This is a genomic window from Streptomyces sp. NPDC005266, assembly GCF_040607655.1.
Classification (GTDB): domain Bacteria; phylum Actinomycetota; class Actinomycetes; order Streptomycetales; family Streptomycetaceae; genus Streptomyces.
The window spans coordinates 375,894-395,198 of record NZ_JBEXHC010000001.1 but is presented as its reverse complement, the minus strand read 5'-3'; the positions used below and the strand labels follow the sequence as shown (position 1 = coordinate 395,198).

Below are 19,305 nucleotides of genomic sequence, written 5' to 3'. Positions count from 1 at the left end.
ACCGGCGATCCACGTGAGCACCTCCTCCTCGTCCCTTCCCCGGCAGCGGCGGGCGCGGCAGCCGACCTCACGGCAGCCGTCCCCGGGCGTCTACCGCCTGCTCCGGCGGCGGCCGGCGCCCGGCGCCCTTCCTGTGCTGGACGCACGGCAGCGCGCCGTGGTTGAGCACCGGGGCGGTCCTTTGCTGGTGCTCGCCGGTCCTGGCACGGGCAAGACGACCACGCTCGTGGAGGCGGTTGCCCGGCGGGTGCGCGAGGGCGGGGACCCGGAGCGAATCCTGGTCCTCACCTTCAGCCGTAAGGCGGCCGTCGAGCTGCGCGACCGGATGGCCGCGCGGCTGGGCGGCGCGGCCGCGCCGCAGGCCACGACCTTCCACTCGTTCTGCTACGCACTGGTCCGCGCCCACCAGGACGTCGATCTCTTCGCCGATCCACTGCGGCTGCTCTCCGGACCCGAGCAGGACGTCGTCGTCCGCGAACTGCTCGCGGGCCAGGCCGAGCTCGCGCGCGAGGGGCGCGCCTTCGCCCGCTGGCCGGACGAGCTGCGTGCCTGCCTGACCACCCGCGGCTTCGCCGACGAGGTCCGCGCCGTGCTCGCCCGCAGCCGGGAACTGGGCCTCGGGCCACGGGCACTGGGGGACTTCGCGGCGCGCACCGGGCGCCCCGACTGGGGCGCGGCGGCCGCCTTCCTCGCCGAGTACCTCGACGTCCTGGATGCCCAGGGGGTGCTGGACTACGCGGAGCTGGTGCACCGCGCGGTGCTGCTCGCCGAGCGGCCCGGCACGGCGGCGGAGCTCGCCGCGCGCTACGACGCCGTGTTCGTGGACGAGTACCAGGACACGGACGCGGCCCAGACGCGGCTGCTGCGCGCGCTGGCGGGCTTCGACGGCGCGGGGCGATCCACACCGCCTCCAGGCGGCGGCCGGGCGGCGGGTGGGCGCACCCTCGTGGCCTTCGGTGACCCCGACCAGTCGATCTACGCCTTCCGCGGCGCCGACGTGGGCGGCATCCTCGGCTTCCCCGACGCGTTCCCGCGGGCGGACGGCAGACCGGCGTCCGTGGCGGTCCTGACCACCTCCCGCCGCTCGGGCGCCGGCCTGCTCGCGGCGACCCGGCTGATCGCCCGCCGGATGCCGCTCACCCGGCTGCCCGCCGACGCCGTTCGCGCGCACCGGGAGCTGTCGGCGATCCGCGACGGGGGGCGTGTCGAGGTGAACACGTATCCGACCCCGGGCGCCGAGCTCGACAACATCGCCGACATCCTGCGCCGTGCCCATCTGGAGGACGGGGTGCCCTGGGGTGAGATGGCTGTCCTGGTGCGCGCCGGGGGGCGCTCGATCCCCGGCGCGCGCCGGGCGCTCACCTCCGCCGGGGTTCCCGTCGAGGTGGACGGCGACGACATCCCGCTGCGCCAGGAGCCCGCGGTGGCCCCCCTGCTGACGGCGCTGCGCGCCGCCGCCACGGCCGCGTTGCCGGACGGCGGAGGGCTTGCCCTGGACGTCGAGACCGCGCTCACCCTGCTCACCTCGCCACTCGGCGGCATGGACGCCGCCGATCTGCGCCGCCTGGGCCGCGCGCTGCGCGAGGAGGAGCGGTCCGCCGGACGCGCCGTGCCGCGCCCCTCGGACGAGCTGCTCGCCGAGGCGCTGGCCGAGCCCGAGCGGCTGGCCGTCCACGACCCGTCGTATGCGCGCGGAGCCCAGCGCCTTGGCCTGCTGCTGCGCACCGCGCACCAGACCCTGGCCAGGGGCGGGACCGCCGAACAGGCGCTGTGGGAGCTGTGGGACGGAACCCCCTGGCCCGCCCGGCTGGAGCGGGCGGCAGAGCGTGGCGGGGCCGCCGGGCGGAACGCGGACCGGGACCTGGACGCGGTGTGCGCGCTGTTCGAGATCGCCGCGCGCGCGGAGGAGCGCACCGGCGGCCGCGGCGCGCTCAACTTCCTGGAGGAGATCGAGGCCCAGGACATCGCCGCCGACACCCTCTCGGGCCGGGCGGTCCGCCCCGACGCCGTACGGCTGATGACCGCCCACCGCTCCAAGGGGCTGGAGTGGCGGCTGGTGGTGGTCGCGGGCGTGCAGGAGGGGCTGTGGCCCGATCTGCGGCGGCGCGGCTCGCTGCTGGAGGCCGACCGGATCGGCCGGGACGGGCTGGCCGAGCCGCTGCCGCCGGGCGCGCTGCTCGCCGAGGAGCGGCGGCTGTTCTATGTGGCGGCGACCCGGGCGAGGGAGCGACTGGTGGTAACCGCCGTCAAGGCCGCCTCCGAGGACGGGGACCAGCCCTCCCGCTTCCTGGCCGAGCTGGGCGTCCCGCCGGTCGATGTCACCCAGCGGCCGCGCCGCCCGCTGTCCGTCGCCGCACTCGTCGCCGAGCTGCGCGCCACCACCGTCGACCCGGACGCCTCCGAGGCGCTGCGGGACGCCGCCGCGCGGCGCCTGGCACGGCTCGCGGCGCTGCGCGACGAGGACGGCCAGCCGCTCGTCCCGGCGGCCCACCCCTACCGCTGGTGGGGGCTGTACGAGCCGACGCACAGTGCGGTACCGCTGCGCGACCGCGACCAGCCCGTGGCCCTGTCCGGCAGCGCGCTCGACCAGCTCGTGAACACCTGCTCGCTCCAGTGGTTCCTGGGACGTGAGGTGAAGGCGGACGCCCCCTCGACGGCCGCCCAGGGCTTCGGCAACGTGGTCCATGTCCTGGCCGATGAGGTCGCCTCCGGCCGCACCCCGGCCGATCTCGCGGTCCTGATGGAGCGGCTGGACTCGGTATGGGACGCGCTCGCCTTCGACGCCCCCTGGAAGTCACGGCAGGAGAAGGAGCACGCACGGGCGGCGCTGGAGCGCTTTCTGCGCTGGCATGTGATGGAGCGCGGCGGCCGCACCCCGGTCGCCACGGAGCACGGCTTCGACGTCACGCTCGATGCGGACGCCTATAAGGTGCGCATCCGCGGCAGTATGGACCGCGTCGAGCGGGACGGCGAGAGCCGTGCGTACGTCGTCGACTTCAAGACCGGCAAGCAGTCCGTGACCCGTGGCGACGTCGAACGCCACCCCCAGCTCGCGGTCTATCAGCTGGCGGTGCGCGAGGGCGCCGTCGACGAGCTCTTCGACGGCGCCAGGCCCGAGCCGGGCGGCGCGGAGCTGGTCCAGCTGCGGCAGGGCGCCGCCAAGAAGGACGGCGGCGACACCGTGCCCAAGGTCCAGGCCCAGGACCCGCCGGACGGCGACTGGGTCGGCGAGCTGCTCGCCACGGCGGCCGGGCGCGTCCTCGACGAGCGGTTCACCCCGAGCACGGGGGAACACTGCAACCGCTGTGCCTTCCGCGGCTCGTGCAGCGCCCGCGCGGAGGGCCGTCACGTGGTGGACTGAGCCCGACAAGGCGGCGCCGGGGAAGGGGCCGGGGGCCGCTGTCGGTGGGCACCGATAGCCTCACTGGGGTGTCAGCACGCATCACCGATCCCCAAGAGCTCAAGGAGCTTCTCGGGGTCCCGTTCACCCCGGAGCAGATGGCGTGCATCACCGCGCCGCTCGCCCCACAGGTGATCGTCGCCGGAGCCGGCTCCGGCAAGACCACGGTGATGGCCGCGCGCGTCGTCTGGCTGGTGGGCACCGGACAGGTCGCGCCCGAGCGGGTGCTCGGCCTCACCTTCACCAACAAGGCCGCCGGGGAGCTGGCGGAGCGGGTGCGCAAGGCCCTGGTCACGGCAGGTGTCGTGGACACGGACCCAGCCCCCGGCCCGGATCCGGGCGCCGATGGCCAGGGCGAGCCCAGCATCTCCACTTACCACGCCTTCGCCGGACAGCTGCTGAAGGAGCACGGGCTGCGCATCGGCCTGGAGCCGAGCACCCGGCTGCTCGCCGACGCCACCCGCTTCCAGCTCGCCGCGCGCGTGCTGCGCTCGGCCCCCGGCCCGTATCCGGCGCTCGTGCGCCCCTTCGCCGACCTGGTCACCGATCTGCTCGCGCTCGACGCCGAGCTCGCCGAGCACCTCGTTCCCACCAAGCGGCTGCGCACGTACGACACCGAGCTGCTGCGCACGCTGGACGGGGTGCGGCTGAGCAACGAAGCGCTGCGCAAGGTGCCGGAGGCCGCCCGCGCCCGGCTGGAGCTGCTGGGCGTGGTGGAGGCGTACCGCGAGGAGAAGCGGCGCCGCGATCTGCTCGACTTCGGCGACCAGATCGCCTACGCGGCCACCCTCGCCCTCAGCAGTACGGAGGTCGGCCGGATCCTGCGCGAGCAGTTCGCGGTCGTCCTCCTCGACGAGTACCAGGACACCTCCGTCGCCCAGCGGCTGATGCTGTCCGGCCTCTTCGGCGGCGGCACCGGCCACCCCGTCACCGCCGTCGGCGACCCCTGCCAGGCCATCTACGGCTGGCGCGGCGCCTCCGTGGCCAACCTCGACGACTTCCCCGAGCACTTCCCGCACGCCGACGGCCACCCCGCGCACCGCTTCGCGCTCAGCGAGAACCGGCGCAGCGGCGGCCGCCTCCTGGACCTCGCCAACGGGCTGGCCGCCCCGCTGCGCGCCCTGCACGAGGGCGTCGAGGCGCTGCGCCCCGCCCCGAGGGCCGAGCGGGACGGGATGGTGCGCTGCGCGCTGCTGCCCACCCATGGCGAGGAGCTGACCTGGCTCGCCGACTCGATCGCCCATCTGGTGCGCACCGGCACCCCGCCCGGGGAGATCGCGGTCCTGTGCCGTACGGCCGGTGACTTCGCCCAGATCCAGGGCGCGCTGGTGGAACGCGATGTTCCGGTGGAGGTCGTGGGGCTTTCGGGGCTGCTGCACCTGCCGGAGATCGCCGATCTCGTGGCCGTCTGCGAGGTCCTCCAGGACCCGGGGGCCAACGCCGCGCTGGTCCGGCTGCTCACCGGGCCGCGCTGGCGGATCGGCCCCCGCGATCTGGCGCTGCTCGGCCGCCGCGCCCGCGCGCTGGTCTCCCACGGCGGCCCCGGTGACGACGGGGACGATCCGGACCGCCGGCTCGCCGAGGCCGTCGAGGGCGTCGACCCGGCCGAGGTGATCTCGCTCGCCGACGCGCTCGACACCTTCCTCGAGGCGGGCGGCGGCCCGGACGACGGGCTGCCCTTCTCGGCCGAGGCCCGGGTGCGGTTCGCCCGGCTCGCCGCCGAGCTGCGCGAGCTGCGCCGATCGCTGGCCGATCCGCTCATGGACGTCCTCCACCGGGTGCTGGCCACCACCGGTCTGGAGGTCGAGCTGTCCGCCTCGCCGCACGCCCTGGCCGCCCGCCGCCGCGAGACGCTGAGCAACTTTCTGGACGTCGCCGCCGCCTTCGCCGGCCGACCGGGCGCCGCCGTGGAGGGCGAGGCCACACTCCAGGGCTTCCTCGGCTTTCTGCGCACGGCCGAGCAGTACGAGAAAGGGCTCGACAACTCCCTGCCCGGCGGGGAGAACACGGTCAAGGTGCTCACCGCGCACAAGTCCAAGGGGCTGGAGTGGGACGTGGTGGCGGTTCCCGGACTGGTCGCCAAACAGTTCCCGAGCGAGCAGGCCCGCGAGTCCTGGACGGCGAACGCCAGAGTCCTGCCGCATGAGCTGCGCGGCGACGCGGAGACCCTGCCGGACGTCCCGGACTGGGACAGCAAGGGGATCGCCGCCTTCAAGGACGCCATGAAGGAGCATCAGCGGACCGAGGAACTCCGGCTGGGCTATGTCACCTTCACCCGGCCCCGCTCCCTGCTGCTCGGCTCCGGCCACTGGTGGGGCCCGACCCAGAAGCGGCCGCGCGGCCCCTCCGCCTTTCTGGACGCGCTGCGCGTCCACTGTGAGCAGGGATACGGCGAGGTCGAGGCGTGGGCCGAGGCGCCGGAGGAGGACGCGGAGAATCCAGCCTTGCGGGAGGCGTCCGCCGACCGGGCCTGGCCGCTGCCGCTCGACCCCACCTCCCTGGCCCGCCGCCGCCGCGCCGCCGATGTGGTCCTCGGCCATCTGGCGCGCATCGAGGCGGAGGACCAGGGCCCGGTGGAGGAGGACGCGGATGCCGTGAACGGGCCGTCCGGGCACGACGCCGATCACCCCTCGGCCGGACGGGGCCGGGCTCCGGCGCCCGCGGCCGACCCGGAGTGGCCCGAGCCGCCCGACGAGCCGTACGAGGATCCGTACTACGGCAGCCACGACGGCCCGGACCTCGACGGCCCGGACCTCGACGAGCCGGACCTCGACGAGCCGGACCCGGACGAGCCGGACCCGGACGAGCCGGACCTCGACGAGCCGGACCCCGACGAGCCGTCCGTCCCGGATCCGTACGGGGACGCGTACGAGGCTGCGTCCAAGGACCCGGGCAACGGCTCCTACGGCGAGCCGGAGCCCGCCCCGGCGCCGGACGGCGGTCTGCTGCCCGAGGAGGCACGCCTGGCCGCCTCCTGGGACCGCGATCTCGACGCGCTCGCCGGAGAGCTGCGCCGCGCCCGCGCGACCGTGCACGAGGTGCCCGTGCCGCACACCCTGAGCGCCTCACAGCTGCTGCGGCTGGCCGCTGACCCGGACGGCTTCGCACGGGAGCTGGCCCGCCCCATGCCACGGCCGCCGCGACCCGCGGCACGCCGCGGCACCCGCTTCCACGCCTGGGTCGAATCGCGCTTCGAGGAGCTGCCGCTCCCGTTCCTCGGCCCGGACGAGCTGCCGGGCGGCGAGGACGAAGAGGCGGAGATCGCGGACGAGCGGGATCTGGCCGCGCTCAAGGAGGCGTTCACGCGCACGCCGTACGCCCGGCGCACCCCGCATCGCGTCGAGGCGCCGTTCCAGCTCACCCTCGCAGGCCGTACCATCCGTGGCCGGATCGATGCCGTGTATCGCGAGCCGGCGGTGGCGGGCGCCGAGGGCGGGCGGGGCGGCGGATACGAGATCGTCGACTGGAAGACGGGCCGCTCCCAGGACGCCGACCCGCTCCAGCTGGCCGTCTACCGCCTCGCCTGGGCCGAGCAGCAGGATCTGCCCCTGTCGGCGGTCACGGCGGCCTTTGTGTACGTGCGCAGCGGTGAGGTCGTCCGCCCGGCCGCGCTGCCCGGCCGTGCCGAGCTTGAGCGCATCCTGCTCGGCGAGAGCGGCGCGGAGACGGAAATCGACAACAACAACGACAACAACGGCCACAACGGCAACAACGGCAACAACGACAAGAGCGCCGCCGATTCGCTGACTGAGAGCGAGCGCACATGAGCGCTGCGGAGCCCCCGGCTCTCGTTTCCGCGCGGGCCGGATAGGCTCACATGCATGAGCAACACCCCGGATGCGGACAATGCTGTCCGCGCCTTTGTGGACGGTCATCGCGCCGGCTTCCTCGACGATCTCTCCGAGTGGCTGCGCATCCCCTCCGTATCCGCCGACCCCGCGCGCGCCGATGACGTCCGCCGCAGCGCCCGGTGGCTGACGGAGCACCTCACCGCGACGGGGTTTCCGGTGGCCGAGATCTGGGAGACCGCCGGGGCCCCGGCGGTCTTCGCCGAATGGCCGTCCGGTGATCCGGACGCCCCCACGGTGCTCGTCTACGGCCATCACGACGTCCAGCCCGCGGCTCGCGAGGACGGCTGGCACACCGATCCGTTCGAGCCCGTCATCAAGGACGGCAGGCTCTACGCCCGCGGCGCCGCCGACGACAAGGGGCAGGTCCTCTTCCACACCCTGGGGATACGCGCCCATCTGGCCGCGACCGGACGCGGCGCGCCCGCCGTGAACCTCAAGCTGCTGATCGAGGGCGAGGAGGAGTCCGGCTCCCCGCACTTCCCCGAGCTGCTGCGGGCCCATGCCGGCCGGCTCACCTGCGACACCGTGATCGTCTCCGACACCGGTATGTGGTCCGAGGACACCCCGACCGTCTGCACCGGCATGCGGGGCCTCACCGACTGCCAGATCGATCTCCGCGGCCCCGACCAGGACATCCACTCCGGCTCCTTCGGCGGCGCGGTCCCCAACCCGGCCACCGAGGCCGCCCGGCTGGCCGCCGCCCTCCACGACGACGACCGCCGGGTGGCGATTCCGGGCTTCTACGACGGCGTCGTGGAGCTGACCGACCGCGAGCGCGAGCTCTTCGCCGAGCTGCCCTTCGACGAGGCGGGCTGGCTGCGCACCGCGCATTCGCACGCCACGCTCGGCGAGGCGGCGTACTCCACCCTCGAGCGGATCTGGGCCCGGCCGACGGCCGAGGTCAACGGGATCGCCGGGGGATATCAGGGCCCGGGCGGGAAGACCATCGTGCCCTCGGCAGCCCGGCTGAAGCTGTCCTTCCGGCTGGTGGCGGGCCAGGACGCGGAGAAGGTCCAGGCCGCCGTGCGGGGCTGGGTGGCCGACCGGCTCCCGGCCGGTATCCGCCACGAGATCATCTTCTGGGGCGCGACGCGCCCCTGTCTGACCCCGCTGGACCACCCCGCCCTCCAGTCGGTCGTACGGGCCATGGGGCGCGCCTTCGGCCAGAAGATCCGCTTCACCCGCGAGGGCGGCTCGGGGCCCGCCGCCGATCTGCAGGACGTCCTGGACGCACCGGTGCTCTTCGTGGGCATCTCGGTGCCGTCCGACGGCTGGCACGCGCCGAACGAGAAGGTCGAGCTCGACCTTCTGATGAAGGGCGCCGAGACGGCCGCCTACCTCTTGGGCGATCTGGCGGAGAATGGCCGGGTATAGCCGCCCATGTATGTAAAACCACCCGTTTCGCAGGGGGAGTTGGAAGCAGCCGTGACCACCTGGACCGACCACACCGCCGACCGGCCGATCGCGCTCAGCGCCGCGAGCGGTATCGACCGCGCGGCTCACCACCGCTTGGACGAGGCGTGGCTGGCCGCGGCGTGGAGCCACCCGACGACGCGCGTCTTCGTGGTCTCCGGTGGCCAGGCCCTGGTCGACGACACCCCGGACGGCCGGACCGAGCTGGTCATGACTCCGTCCTTCGAGGCCCCGCCCACCGAGACGCACCGCTACTTCCTGGGCACCGACCAGGACGGTGTGCGCTATTTCGCCCTCCAGAAGGACTCCCTGCCGGGACGGATGGACCAGTCCGCGCGCCCCGCGGGGCTGCGCGAGGCGGGCGCGCTGCTGTCGGAGCGGGACGCGGGGCTGCTGGTGCACGCGGTGGCGCTGGAGAACTGGCAGCGGCTGCATCGCTTCTGCTCACGCTGCGGTGAGCGCACCGTGATCGCGGCGGCGGGCCATATCCGCCGCTGCCCGGCGTGCGGCGCCGAGCACTACCCGCGGACCGACCCGGCCGTGATCATGCTGGTGACGGACGAGCTGGACCGGGCGCTGCTGGGTCGGCAGGTGCACTGGCCGGAGGGGCGCTTCTCGACGCTCGCGGGCTTCGTGGAGCCGGGCGAGTCGATCGAGCAGGCCGTGATCCGCGAGGTGGCGGAGGAGGCGGGCGTCCAGGTCGGCGACGTCGAGTACGTGGCAAGCCAGCCGTGGCCGTTCCCGTCCAGCCTGATGCTCGGCTTCATGGCGCGCGCCACGTCCTCCCGGATCCAGGTCGACGGGGAGGAGATCCACGAGGCGCGCTGGTTCTCGCGGGACGAGCTGCGGGCCGCGATCGAGTCCGGGGAGGTCCTGCCTCCGTCCGGTATCTCGATCGCGGCCCGGCTGATCGAGCTCTGGTACGGCAAGCCGCTGACGCGGGGCTGACTCAACCCCCGATCTTCGCCTTGACCTGGGCGAGGCGAGGGTTGGTCAGGGTGAAGCCGTCGGGGAAGAGGGCAGTCGGGCACGGTCTGCGGCGTTCCCTCCATGCGGGAGCGGCCGGGGAGAGCTGCGTGAGTAAGTGCCACATCCCGGTAACCCTGGTACTTCGCGAGTCGGTCGGCAGACAGCCGGTCACCGCCGATGAACGCGCGGTCGGGCGTGTAGCGCATGCGGTACACGTCGCTTTCTCGCATTCCGGGTCTCCCGGCAGCTTCCGCAACGGTGCGCCCACGGCTTCCCGCTCACGTCGACAGTCCTTGCTGCGTTCGATGCTTCTGGCCTTCGGCCAGCACGGTCAAGATCCCCGGCTTTCCAGACACGGTCAGGATCCCCGGCTTTCCGAAACAGGAAAGACCCCGGAGTACACAAAACCCCCGATCAGCTCCAGGCCGATCAGGGGTTGTGCGTCACGCCGGTCAGACGCCGAGCGCCTGCTTCACCTGGGCAAGGCTCGGGTTCGTCATGACGACCTCAGCGCCACCACTGGAGGGAACTACCTGAACAGTGGGCACGGTCTGGTTGCCGCCGTTCGCCTTCTTCACGAAGGCCGCCGACTCCGGGTCCTGCTCGATGTTGATCTCGGTGTAGGCGATCCCCTCGCGGTCCATCTGCCCCTTGAGGCGGCGGCAGTAGCCGCACCAGGTGGTGCTGTACATCGTCACAGTGCCGGACATCGGTCTTCGCTCTCCTCGAGGCTCGGTGGGATGGGCAGAGGAAGAACGCTTACCCCCGCTCGGGTCATTCCCGGAGCGCCGAGCCGGATTCGTACGACCGGTCGGGCACGGCTGTGGACAACCGGCGCGGGGTCTCAGGGGACCTGGCAGCATGGCGGGGTGACAGCAGCAACGTCCTCCACTCTGTTCCCGCACGGCTCCACGCCCGGTGCGTACGCGGGCACGCCCCGTGACGCCGACGCGGTGCTCGAGGGGCTCGACCCCGAGCAGCGCGAGGTGGCGACGTCCCTGCACGGCCCGGTGTGCGTGCTGGCCGGGGCCGGCACCGGCAAGACCCGTGCGATCACCCACCGGATCGCCTACGGGGTGCGCGCGGGGATACTCCAGCCCGCCAGTGTGCTCGCCGTCACCTTCACCAACCGCGCGGCGGGCGAGATGCGCGGCCGGCTGCGGCAGCTCGGCGCGGGCGGGGTGCAGGCCCGTACCTTCCACTCGGCGGCCCTGCGCCAGCTGCAGTACTTCTGGCCCAAGGCGGTGGGCGGGGAGGTGCCGCGGCTCGTCGAGCGGAAGGTGCAGCTGGTCGCCGAGGCCGCCGCGCGCTGCCGGGTCCGGCTGGACCGCAATGAGCTGCGGGATGTGACCGGAGAGATCGAATGGTCCAAGGTCACCCAGACCGTCCCCGAGGACTATCCGGCAGCGGCTGCCAAGTCCGGCCGGGAGGCCCCCCGCGACCCCGCCGAGATCGGCCGGATCTACGGCACCTATGAGCAGCTGAAGCGCGAGCGGGGCGTGATCGACTTCGAGGACGTTCTGCTGCTGACGGTCGGCGTGCTCCAGGAGCGGCCGGACATCGCCGACCAGGTGCGCCGTCAGTACCAGCACTTCGTGGTGGACGAGTACCAGGACGTCAGCCCCCTGCAGCAGCGGCTGCTGGAGCTGTGGCTCGGCGACCGGCAGAGCCTGTGCGTGGTCGGCGACGCCAGCCAGACCATCTACTCCTTCACCGGCGCCACCCCCGACCATCTGCTGAACTTCCGTACCCGGCACCCCGGGGCCACTGTGGTCAAGCTGATCCGTGACTACCGCTCCACCCCGCAGGTCGTCCATCTGGCCAACGGTCTGCTCTCCCAGGCCCGCGGCCGGGCCGCCGAGCACCGGCTGGAGCTGGTCTCGCAGCGGGAGGCGGGCCCCGACCCGGTTTACGCCGCCTATCCGGACGAGCCGGCCGAGGCGGAGGCCACGGCCCGCCGGATCCGCGAGCTGATCACCCCGGTCGAGCAGGGCGGCGGTGGCGTTCCGGCGAGCCAGATCGCGATCCTCTACCGGGTCAACGCCCAGTCGGAGCTCTATGAGCAGGCGCTGGCCGACGCCCAGGTGCCCTACCAGCTGCGCGGCGCCGAGCGGTTCTTCGAGCGTCCCGAGGTGCGCGAGGCGGGGCTGCTGCTACGGGGCGCGGCCCGCGCGGGAAGCGCCGATCCCGTGCTGGCGGACGAAGACGTCCCGTCCCAGGTGCGGGCCGTGCTGTCCACCCGTGGCTGGACGGCCGAGCCCCCGGCGGGATCCGGCGCGGTGCGCGACCGCTGGGAGTCCCTGGCCGCCCTGGTGCGGCTCGCCGAGCAGTTCTGTGAGAGCCGCTCGGCGGCGGGCGTCCGGGTGACGCTGTCCGATCTGGTGACGGAGCTCGACGAGCGGGCCGCCGCGCAGCACGCCCCGACCGTCGAGGGTGTGACGCTCGCCTCACTGCACGCCGCCAAGGGGCTGGAGTGGGACGCGGTCTTTCTGGTGGGTCTGACCGAGGGCATGATGCCGATCACCTACGCCAAGACCGATGAGCAGATCGAGGAGGAGCGCCGGCTGCTCTATGTGGGCGTCACCCGGGCCCGCCGCCATCTGAGCCTGTCCTGGGCGCTCTCACGCGCCCCCGGGGGCCGCGCCACCCGTCGCCCCACCCGCTTTCTGAATGGGCTGCGGCCCGGCTCCGCGGCCCTGGGCGCCCGCCCGGCGGGTGGCGGCGGCGGGATCGAGCGCGGTGCCGCCGGCGGCACGGGCGGCGCCGCGGTGCGCAAGCGGCGTGGCCCCGTCCACTGCCGGGTCTGCGGGAGGACGCTGACCGACGCGGGCGAGATGAAGCTGATGCGCTGTGAGGACTGCCCGTCCGAGCTGGACGAGGCGCTCTACGAGCGGCTGCGCGACTGGCGGGCGGAGCAGGCGGGGCTGCTGGGGCAGCCGGCCTTTTGTGTCTTCACCGACAAGACACTGCTCGCGATCGCCGAGGCCGTTCCGGGAACCGAATCGGAGCTCTCGGGCATCTCTGGTGTCGGAAGACGGAAACTCGGCAGGTTCGGCGCGGATGTTCTCGCGCTGTGCGCGGGCCGGGAACTGCCCTTGGCGCGCGACGGCGAAGGGGCCGTCGGGCCCGGGGACAGCCAATCGGGTGACCCTCGGCAGAACTCGACGGAAAAATAGTTTGCGCGCGTGGAGGGCGTACCCATAGCCTTCCGAGCACGGAGACAACGGCCCTTCCGGGAACCGGGGAATCCGTGCTGTACTTGAACACCCGGACTGGTCTTGACCAGTCCCCTGAGACGCCGAGAGGAGGCGGAGACCAGTGATCAGCTTCATGAAGACCGTCAAAATGACCGATCGATCGGTCGTCGCCACCTGCCCGCTCGGCTCCGCGCTGCCTGGCACCGGCATGTCCGGCGCCATGGAAGCGCGCCTCAGTGAGCGACCGATCCAGGCACCTGCGGTAGCGGCAGCGGCACGGGCAATTGCCTATGCCTTTGCGGCCAATGGTGCCGGATCCCGGATGACGCAGCAGCACCACAAGACGTGGGCCCTCCGCAGGCTCGAACCCTGGAGTTATCCAGCCTGATCCAGGATCAGGTCGGCACCTTCCAGGGCCGCGGAACCCACACCGGGATCCGCGGCCCTTTTGATTTGCCAGAGCCCGGCCACCAGCCGGACCGAAGAGACGAGGAACACACCACCGTGCAACTCAACGCGCACGCCCCGTCCGTAGCAGCCGACCTGAACCGCCCGCCCGACTCCTCGGAGGACTCCTTGACCCCCCTCACCGCCCTCACCGAACTCGATGAGGCCATCGAGAACCTGGGTGTCGCCGTCCCGTGCCGCTCGTACGACCCGGAGGTCTTCTTCGCCGAGTCCCCGGCCGACGTCGAGTACGCGAAGTCGCTGTGCCAGACCTGTCCGCTGCGTGAGGCATGCCTCGCCGGGGCCAAGGACCGCCGTGAGCCCTGGGGTGTCTGGGGTGGCGAGCTCTTTGTCCAGGGCGTGGTGGTGGCCCGCAAGCGGCCGCGTGGCCGTCCGCGCAAGAACCCGGTCGCCGCATGAGCACCCTCGGCACCATCGATCGCCCAGCGACGCACGACCCCAAGAAGCAGGTCCCAACGATGACCCCACCGGTCTCCGACACCCCCGCACGCCATAGCTCCGGCGCGCCCGAGTCGCGCCAGAACAGGAACCGCGAAATGCAACTCATCCCAGAAGCCCTGGCTCGTGCGCATATGCACGACCGGCTGCACGAGGCCGAGTCCGAACGCCTGGCCGTCCGGCTCGCCGCCGCCCGCCGTATGCAGCGCCGTGCGGAGCGTGCCTCGCTCCGCGCCCGCCGCGCTCTGGCCATGGCGGTCATGCACTGAGTGAAGCTCTGACGCTGTGACGAACAGGGCACAACGAAGGGCCGGTCCCGGTGGACCGGCCCTTCGGCTGTGCCCGCGCCTTCAGGCGGAGGTCTCCGCCGCCTGCTCCTCGGGCTCCGGGTCCCGGGCGAAGCCGGGCACCCACGCTTCGAGTTCCTCCCGCAGCCGCACCGTCGCCCCCAACTGGCACAGCACCCCGATCGTGCTCAGGGTGACCCGGTGGATCAGCAGATAGGCGGGCGGCAGATTGAGCTGATTGCCCAGCTCATAGACGGGCGAACGGCGGTCGGCCACCCGCCCCGCCTGGCTCCGTATCCACTCCCGGTCGAAGGGGAACGCCTCGACCTGGGCCGGTTCGAGCATGGGCAGCAGAAAGTCCAGCAGGTCGTCCGGGTCGATCTCGATCGTCGGCTTGACGAACCCCTCGTCGCGCATCAGCTCATGGACGCCCTTGGCGTCGCCGTCCAGCGCCATCCGCAGCGCGCGGCCGATGGGCTCCGGAAGCCCCTCCGGAAGCCGGTTCACCGAGCCGAAGTCCAGCACGCCCAGCCTCCACCGCTCCGGCGGGCCGTCCGGGTCGTCCCCGGTCAGCAGCCGGAAGTTGCCCGGATGCGGATCGGCGTGCAGCAGCCCGGTGCGGGACGCACCCGAGAAGAGAAAGCGGGCCAGCAACTGACCCGCCCGGTCCCGCTCCTCGGGCCGGCCCTCCGTTATCACCTCGGAGAGCGGGACCCCCTCCATCCATTCGGTGATCAGCACCTGGTCGCTCTGGTGCACCACATCCGGCACCACGATCTCGGAGTCCTGCGAGTACTCCACCGCATGGGCGCGCTGGGACCGCGCCTCCAGCTCGTAGTCCAGCTCCTCGGCGACCCGGTCGCGCAACTCCGCGATCAGCGGCTTGATGTCCAGCCCCGGCACCAGCGGCCCGAGCACCCGGGCGAACCGGCTCAGCTGGTTGAGGTCGGACAGCAGCGCCTCGCCCGCGCCCGGGTACTGCAGCTTGACCGCCACCTCGCGCCCGTCATGCCAGACCGCGCGGTGCACCTGCCCGATCGAGGCGGCTGCCGCCGGCTTGTCCTGGAACTCCTGGAAGAGCTCAGGCCAGTCCGGGCCGAGCCGCTCCGCCAGCGCCGCGTGGACCGTGCGCGTCGGCATGGGAGGCGCCGCCTCCTGAAGCTTGGTCAGGGCCGCCCGGTACGGCCTGGCTATCTCCTCGGGCAGCGCCGACTCGAAGACAGACATCGCCTGTCCGAGCTTCATGGCCCCGCCCTTGAGCTCGCCGAGGACCTTGAACATCTGCTCGGCGGTGCGCTGCTGCACCTCGCGCGCGACCATCTCCGCCGGCCGCCCCCCTATCCGCTTCCCGAGCCCCCAGGTGGCGCGCCCCGCGAATCCCAAGGGCAGCGCCGCCAGTTTGGCGGTACGGGTGATCGCCTTGCGCGGCAGATCGGACATGCGCCCCTCCAACTACAACTGAGCCACCCCGGGGGTGGCCCCCGGGCCCCGTCGCCCCATCCCCGGACGTCGGTCACCCGGACATTGTCGCGTGCGGTGCCTCTACGGCCGAGGCATATACCGCATCCTCCTCCCCGGCCGCTCCGCAGCCGCAGCCGGGATGCGCTTCGACCGGCCGCGACTCCCAGACCAGGGCCGGAAGCGCCAGCTCCCACCGGGCTCCGGCCGCCGGGGAGGGCCGGCCGTCGAGGAAGGCGAGCGCCTGCACCGCTGTGATCCCCGCCACCACCATGGCCAGCGCCGTGTCACAGGCGGGGGCGGCCCGGCGGCGGCCGGACCTCCACTGCGCGAGCATCCTCGGCCACTCCGGCTCCCGCTCGGCCCGGCCCGCGGCGGCGCAGCCCGCACACGGGGTGATGCCCGGCACCACCAGCGGCCCCACCACTCCCGTGGCCTCGATGACCCCCGCATACAGATGGGGCGTCCCGGAGGCGAGCAGCGGCTCGGCGGCCACCGGATCCGGTGCGTAGGCGGCGAGCCCGTCACGCGGGGCGATCACCACCAGCGCCAGCCCCGGCTCGCCGCCGGACGCGGGCTCCCGCGCCGCCCGGCGCGGCAGCGGGCCGGGCGCGGTCTGCCGCACCAGACGGCGCGCGGCCAGGTCCCGCCGCTCGCCGACCCGCTCGGCGGGCAGCCCGCCGGGAGCCACATCCCAGGGCTCGACACAGCCCCCGTCCACCACATCGACCTGTCCGACGCCCGAGGCCGAGAGCATGGCGGCGACCGCCGACCCGACCCGCCCCGCGCCGCGCACCTGCACCCGCATCGCGCGTCGCGCGGCGAGCAGCCGCGCCGCGGCACCCGGCTGCGGGTGCAGCACCGACAGCGACGCCGCGTCCGGCCGCAGCCGGTCCAGGGCGGCCGCGGGCTCCCCGCCGTCCCTCGGCTCGTCCAGCAGCCCGGCCGCCGTCAGCCGGTCCACCAGTGCGTCGGCCCGACCCTCCGGCAGCCCGAGGGCCCGGGCCTCCTGCCGCAGCAGCGGCAGGCCGCGGGTGCCGTCCAGCAGCTCCAGAAAGCTGCCCGTCGCCGTGTCCACCGGGCCCATCACCACCGCGTGCGCCCGGGCCACCCCGAACTGCACCGTGTCCCGGCTCCGCCAGCCGCGCCGCAGCGCGGGCTTGAGCATGGGATGCATGCCGCCCCCCGTCGATGGTCTTCGTCGGTCGGTCCGCCTTCGTCCGTCGAACCGCCCCCAGGATGCGGTCCGGCACCCGGCCGCCGCCGAGCGTTGTCCACAGGCCGCGAAATTAGTCGTACAAGTCGTGCACACCCTGGAGTGGTTCGCCCCGGAACCGGTGCGGGGCGGGACTTCACCGGCCGCCAGCGGGTAACGTCGGGGCGTGCCCGCCGACCCGTCCTCCCGCATCGTGGGGGAGAGCCCCTCGCGCCGCGCCGCCCGAGCACCGCGCACCGCCCCGAGCCCGCAGGACCAGGGCGCGGAGGCGGGCGCGGTCGAGGTCCGCCGGAGCGCCCGACGGCGCAGGACGGTCTCCGCCTACCGCGAGGGCGACCGCACCGTCGTCCTCATCCCCGCCCGGATGTCCGAGGCGGAGGAGCAGCGCTGGGTGACCGTCATGCTCGAGAAGCTCGCGGCGCAGGAGAGCAAGCGGATGCTGGGCGACGCCGAGCTGGCCGCCCGCGCCGAGTGGCTGTCCGAGCAGTACCTGGGCGGCCGGGCGCGGCCCGTCACCGTCCGCTGGGTCACCAACCAGAACACCCGGTGGGGGTCGTGCACCCCGGCCGAGGGCAGCATCCGGCTCTCCCACCGGCTCCAGGGCATGCCGGAGTACGTCGTGGACTATGTCCTCCTCCATGAGCTGGCCCACTTGCTGGTGCCCGGCCACGGTCCGCGCTTCTGGCGGCTTCTGGAGGCGTATCCGCGCACCGAGCGGGCGCGGGGATATCTTGAGGGCGTGGTCGCCGCCGGGCGGCTGCCGCACCTCTCCGGGAGCGGAGACGAGCAGAGCTGAGGAACCGCGCCCCGCTTCCCGGCGTCGCTCATAGTCGGCGGCAGCGACTAGCCTGGCGCGCAACGCACACACCGGTATCGGGATGGGGGACGGTCGTTACGTATGGCCAGGGAATTCCAGCGCGGCCACAAGGCCAAGATCAGTGACCTGACGGCCGGGAGGGATCTGTACGTCGGCGTGCAGATCGCCGGCCCCGGCCTGAGCTTCGACATCAGCTGCTTCGGTCTCGACGCCGACGAGCGGTTGTCGGACGACCGCTACTTCATCTTCTTCAATCAGCCGAAATCACCTGAAGAAGCGATACAGCAACTCGGGGCGCAGGCCGGTGACACCGAGTCGTTCCGGGTGACCCTCGATGCCATGCCGTCCCATATCCACAAGCTCTCCTTCACCGCGACCATCGACGGCGCGGGCCAGATGTCGCAGATCGGCCCCGGCTACCTCCGGATCGTCGCGGGCGGCGAGGAAGTGGCCCGGTACGCCTTCAGCGGTGCGGAGTTCTCCACCGAGCGTGCGGTGATGCTGGGCGACTTCTACCTCAAGGACGTCTGGCGGTTCGCAGCCGTCGGGCAGGGCTTCGACGGCGGACTGGACGCGCTGCTCAAGAACTTCGGCGGCGAGGTCGCCGAGGAGGAGCCCGCCGCCGCGCCCGCCCAGGGCGCCGCGCCCGGTTTCGCGCCGCCCGGCGGCCCGGCGGCCCCGGCCCCGGGCTTCGCGGCCCCGGCCGCCCCCGCGCCGCCCGCGCCCCAGCCCGCCCCCGCCTTCGGCGCGCCCCCGGGAACGCCGCCCCAGGGAACACCGCCCCAGGGAACACCGCACCACACGCCGCCCCAGGGGGCGCCTCCGCAGGGCACCCCGCCGCCGGCCCCTCAACCCGCCCCCGGGACGCCGCAGATGCACGGCGCGCCGACCATCGCCGCGCCCATCGTGCCGCCCGGCCAGGCCCCGCCGCCCGCACCGCCGGGGCAGTTCCCCGGCCAGCAGCCGCAGTTCGGCCAGACGCCGGGTCAGGCCCCGCCCGCCCCCGCCCCGTACGGACAGCCGCCCGCCCAGCCGTACCCCGGCCAGCCCGCCCCGTACGGACAGCCGCAGGGCATGGGCGGCGCCCCCCAGGGCGGCGCCCCCCAGACCCCCCAGGGCGGCGCCCCAGGTGTCCAGGGCGCGCTCGCCAAGTTCCGCGAGGCGCCCACCGGCCAGCGCTGGACCCCGCAGAATCCCCGGCTGATGCGGGTCGACCTCGGCGTCGGCGGTCAGCCTGTGCTCGCCCGCCAGGGCACGATGGTGCTCTACCAGGGCAAGGTCGAGTTCAGCTACAAGGGCGCCGGTTTCCGCGGCCGGATCGTCGGCAACGCGACCGGCCAGGAGATGCAGCTGATGCGCTGCAGCGGCCAGGGCCAGGTCTTCCTCGCCGAGAACGCCGCCGAGCTCCACCCGATCGAGCTCCAGGGCGACGCGATCTGTGTCGCCGCCGAGAACGTGCTGGCCTTCGACGAGTCGCTGCACCACGAAGTGCGCCGCATCGAAGGCCATGGCATCCCCGGCGGCGCGCTGTTCACCATGCAGTTCCAGGGCACCGGCACCGTCGTCGTGAAGACCGAGGGCACCCCGGTCGTCCTCCCCGTCACCCCGACGACCTTCGCCGACAGCAACGCCATCGTGGCGTGGTCCGCAGGTTCGCAGGTGATCATCTCCAGCCAGGTGCGGCTGCGCCGCAGCGCCTACCCCGGCCACAGCGGGGAGACCGTGAACCTCCAGTTCCGCGGTGCGCCCGGCAACTTCATCGTCGTCCAGCCCTATGAGGTCTGAAGGCAC

The 19,305-nt window shown here is 73.3% G+C and carries 13 protein-coding genes and 1 pseudogene; 10 read left to right on the top strand and 4 right to left on the bottom strand.

All coding sequences use genetic code 11. From position 1 onward, the window contains the following. Window positions 1-13 precede the first annotated feature (13 nt). The 4 genes from ABZU99_RS01775 to nudC all read left to right on the top strand — a co-directional run bounded on the left by ABZU99_RS01775 (window position 14) and on the right by nudC (window position 9,612). Entirely contained in the window at window positions 14-3,361 is a 3,348-nt protein-coding gene (locus ABZU99_RS01775) for an ATP-dependent DNA helicase (protein WP_355943237.1), read from the top strand. A 68-nt stretch (window positions 3,362-3,429) separates the two neighbouring features. After that, a complete protein-coding gene (locus ABZU99_RS01770) occupies window positions 3,430-7,167 on the top strand; it encodes an ATP-dependent DNA helicase (protein WP_356049656.1) in 3,738 nt (1,245 codons plus the stop codon). Between the two features lie 54 nt (window positions 7,168-7,221). Then, on the top strand, window positions 7,222-8,625 hold the full coding sequence (locus ABZU99_RS01765; RefSeq protein WP_356049654.1) for a M20/M25/M40 family metallo-hydrolase: 1,404 nt from the start codon (window positions 7,222-7,224) through the stop codon (window positions 8,623-8,625). 51 nt (window positions 8,626-8,676) lie between these two features. After that, a complete protein-coding gene (nudC, locus tag ABZU99_RS01760) occupies window positions 8,677-9,612 on the top strand; it encodes an NAD(+) diphosphatase (protein WP_355943231.1) in 936 nt (311 codons plus the stop codon). Between the two features lies 1 nt (window position 9,613). Here the strand turns inward: nudC and ABZU99_RS01755 are convergent. Then, window positions 9,614-9,691 (bottom strand): annotated as a pseudogene (locus tag ABZU99_RS01755) (NrdH-redoxin); the annotation flags it as partial. Between the two features lie 394 nt (window positions 9,692-10,085). Continuing rightward, window positions 10,086-10,343 carry a mycoredoxin gene (locus ABZU99_RS01750; protein WP_355943229.1) on the bottom strand — a complete coding sequence of 86 codons (258 nt, stop codon included), beginning with the start codon at window positions 10,341-10,343 and terminating at the stop codon, window positions 10,086-10,088. 159 nt (window positions 10,344-10,502) lie between these two features. On the opposite strand from ABZU99_RS01750, the gene ABZU99_RS01745 reads away from it, so the two are divergent. The 4 genes from ABZU99_RS01745 to ABZU99_RS01730 all read left to right on the top strand — a co-directional run bounded on the left by ABZU99_RS01745 (window position 10,503) and on the right by ABZU99_RS01730 (window position 14,005). Continuing rightward, window positions 10,503-12,809, top strand: coding sequence for an ATP-dependent DNA helicase UvrD2 (locus ABZU99_RS01745; protein WP_356049651.1), 2,307 nt, complete (start codon window positions 10,503-10,505; stop codon window positions 12,807-12,809). 142 nt (window positions 12,810-12,951) lie between these two features. Further along, window positions 12,952-13,218 carry a hypothetical protein gene (locus tag ABZU99_RS01740; protein WP_355943226.1) on the top strand — a complete coding sequence of 89 codons (267 nt, stop codon included), beginning with the start codon at window positions 12,952-12,954 and terminating at the stop codon, window positions 13,216-13,218. 116 nt (window positions 13,219-13,334) lie between these two features. After that, complete coding sequence (locus ABZU99_RS01735) at window positions 13,335-13,697, top strand: WhiB family transcriptional regulator (protein ID WP_355943224.1); 363 nt, start codon at window positions 13,335-13,337, stop codon at window positions 13,695-13,697. After that, window positions 13,694-14,005, top strand: coding sequence for a hypothetical protein (locus ABZU99_RS01730; RefSeq protein WP_356049648.1), 312 nt, complete (start codon window positions 13,694-13,696; stop codon window positions 14,003-14,005). Before ABZU99_RS01735 ends, ABZU99_RS01730 begins: the two co-directional genes overlap by 4 nt. Window positions 14,006-14,086: 81 nt before the next feature. On the opposite strand, the gene ABZU99_RS01725 is transcribed toward ABZU99_RS01730, so the two are convergent. Together ABZU99_RS01725 and ABZU99_RS01720 are read right to left on the bottom strand one after the other, a co-directional pair. Further along, the gene (locus tag ABZU99_RS01725; RefSeq protein ID WP_356049646.1) at window positions 14,087-15,463 is read right to left on the bottom strand and encodes an AarF/ABC1/UbiB kinase family protein; all 1,377 of its coding nucleotides are present in this window, start codon (window positions 15,461-15,463) and stop codon (window positions 14,087-14,089) included. Between the two features lie 73 nt (window positions 15,464-15,536). After that, window positions 15,537-16,658 carry a ThiF family adenylyltransferase gene (locus ABZU99_RS01720; RefSeq protein WP_355943218.1) on the bottom strand — a complete coding sequence of 374 codons (1,122 nt, stop codon included), beginning with the start codon at window positions 16,656-16,658 and terminating at the stop codon, window positions 15,537-15,539. A gap of 205 nt (window positions 16,659-16,863) precedes the next feature. On the opposite strand from ABZU99_RS01720, the gene ABZU99_RS01715 reads away from it, so the two are divergent. Both ABZU99_RS01715 and ABZU99_RS01710 read left to right on the top strand, forming a co-directional pair. After that, entirely contained in the window at window positions 16,864-17,493 is a 630-nt protein-coding gene (locus ABZU99_RS01715) for a M48 family metallopeptidase (RefSeq protein WP_356049644.1), read from the top strand. Window positions 17,494-17,595: 102 nt separating this feature from the next. Next, on the top strand, window positions 17,596-19,299 hold the full coding sequence (locus ABZU99_RS01710) for a TerD family protein (RefSeq protein WP_356049642.1): 1,704 nt from the start codon (window positions 17,596-17,598) through the stop codon (window positions 19,297-19,299). Window positions 19,300-19,305 lie beyond the last annotated feature (6 nt).

What these genes read in the sequence shown, in the direction of transcription:
- ABZU99_RS01765 (WP_356049654.1), top strand. Translation starts at nt 7,222, where the DNA reads ATGAGCAACACCCCGGATGCGGACAATGCTGTCCGCGCCTTTGTGGAC.
- ABZU99_RS01750 (WP_355943229.1), bottom strand. Translation starts at nt 10,343, where the DNA reads ATGTCCGGCACTGTGACGATGTACAGCACCACCTGGTGCGGCTACTGC.
- ABZU99_RS01730 (WP_356049648.1), top strand. Translation starts at nt 13,694, where the DNA reads ATGAGCACCCTCGGCACCATCGATCGCCCAGCGACGCACGACCCCAAG.
- ABZU99_RS01725 (WP_356049646.1), bottom strand. Translation starts at nt 15,463, where the DNA reads ATGTCCGATCTGCCGCGCAAGGCGATCACCCGTACCGCCAAACTGGCG.
- ABZU99_RS01720 (WP_355943218.1), bottom strand. Translation starts at nt 16,658, where the DNA reads ATGCATCCCATGCTCAAGCCCGCGCTGCGGCGCGGCTGGCGGAGCCGG.
- ABZU99_RS01710 (WP_356049642.1), top strand. Translation starts at nt 17,596, where the DNA reads ATGGCCAGGGAATTCCAGCGCGGCCACAAGGCCAAGATCAGTGACCTG.